Source organism: Arachidicoccus sp. (assembly GCF_050436765.1).
In the GTDB taxonomy this organism is placed as follows: Bacteria; Bacteroidota; Bacteroidia; order Chitinophagales; family Chitinophagaceae; genus Arachidicoccus.
Window position 1 is genome coordinate 1 of sequence record NZ_JBNQGD010000309.1, and the last position, 1430, is coordinate 1430.

Sequence of the window (1430 nt, forward strand, 5' to 3'; positions counted from 1 at the left end):
TCATGAGTTGGTCCGTACAAGAAGTTGACTCAAAAGGTCTTATTTTGGGCAGGAGTTGGGAATATTTGTACCAAATCTATTCAAAATTACATTTTATTGGAATTTTAGCTTACAATACATGTAGAGCGATTTATTTAGAGCTTGTTTATTTTTTAAATATCCGAAAACACCGGTTAGATAAGTTCAATTAGTGCCGGACTTCGAGTTTGGCAAAAACAACTTAGTCCAGTGCTTATTTTTGATCCAAATTTTCTTGTTTTTTGAGCATAATTCTAGACATTTTAGTGTTAAATAATAGCGCAGAGTCATGGCTTTCTGTTGATGTACTATCGAGCATAAATGTTTGAAATTTTAATTATACTTTACCTTAATGTATGAAAGACAGCGTTTAAAGACTGATCTTTTTGGACCAAATTAGCCATTTTTACACAATGTATTCAGGTTATTTTATAAATTTATGTTTACAGCATTAAAGTCCGTTAAATTTTGTATCAGTAATGTCTAAAAATCAATTTAAAATTACCGAATTTTGATAACAAAATCTCGAAACAAAGTCCGCCAACAAAATAAACAAACTTTTGACTGTGTTTGAGTAACAAATTTTGCTTACTTGTAAGATAATTATATGGATATTCAATGTTTCTGTTTTGGTCTTCTTGGTTCAAAATCAAGTGGTCTTTCAATTGGCATATGCAACTTTTTAACTTTTATTGAAATAACACGCCTACGTCAATAGTTTGGTTCAAAAACAAGCATCCTTTAAACTGTGCACTAATGTTTTTACTCAAATCATAGTAAAATTTACGGGTTTCTGCTATAATTTATATACCGATTGAAAGCCCAGACTCTGGGCGTTCAGAAAAGTACAAACATGTTCTGGATATTGCCAATAATTAGCCAAATGGGCCTAAATTTGCAAACATTAAAAAATTTAAAGTCCACAAAAACTTCGGAGACAAATTAAGCTTCTGGATTATGTGTTTTCGCAAACTTTTTCGTGGGAGTCAACTCAAAATTACGAGTTTTACCATACACAGTCTTTTTGGCTTGAAATTTGTGCCAACAGTAACGCCTAGATCCTGTTTTTTCCTAACTCCAACTCAAAATAAGACCTTTTGAGTCAACTTCTTGTACGGACCAACTCATGATTTTTCTAGGGTATCTATAAGTTTCGAAATAGTTTCCGGTGCAGCTAACAACCAGCTACGATATGGCCTACTCAGATTTCCAAACGGGCGTATCCAGAAAAAAGTGGATGACTATTTGTCAGTGCGCGCAAAAACGGAAAATTTTTGGAGCCTTCATTTTTCTTATGATTACCTATGAAATTTCTGGATGTTGTATAGCAAGTTATATGTCATTGGAAAGCTCTACTCCAGCCCTAAATCATGGTGAAAAAATGGAGAAATTTGGCTGTGTAGAAAAATTTG

General features: G+C 33.0%; 2 protein-coding genes. Both read left to right on the forward strand.

Annotation, left to right across the window (positions count from 1 at the left end):
- The coding region (locus ACQR30_RS13530; RefSeq protein WP_429736000.1) for a hypothetical protein at positions 1-191 on the forward strand (191 nt) is incomplete at its 5' end.
- A gap of 1019 nt (positions 192-1210) precedes the next feature.
- A partial coding sequence (locus ACQR30_RS13535) for a hypothetical protein (RefSeq protein ID WP_429736002.1) occupies positions 1211-1430 on the forward strand: 220 nt, incomplete at its 3' end.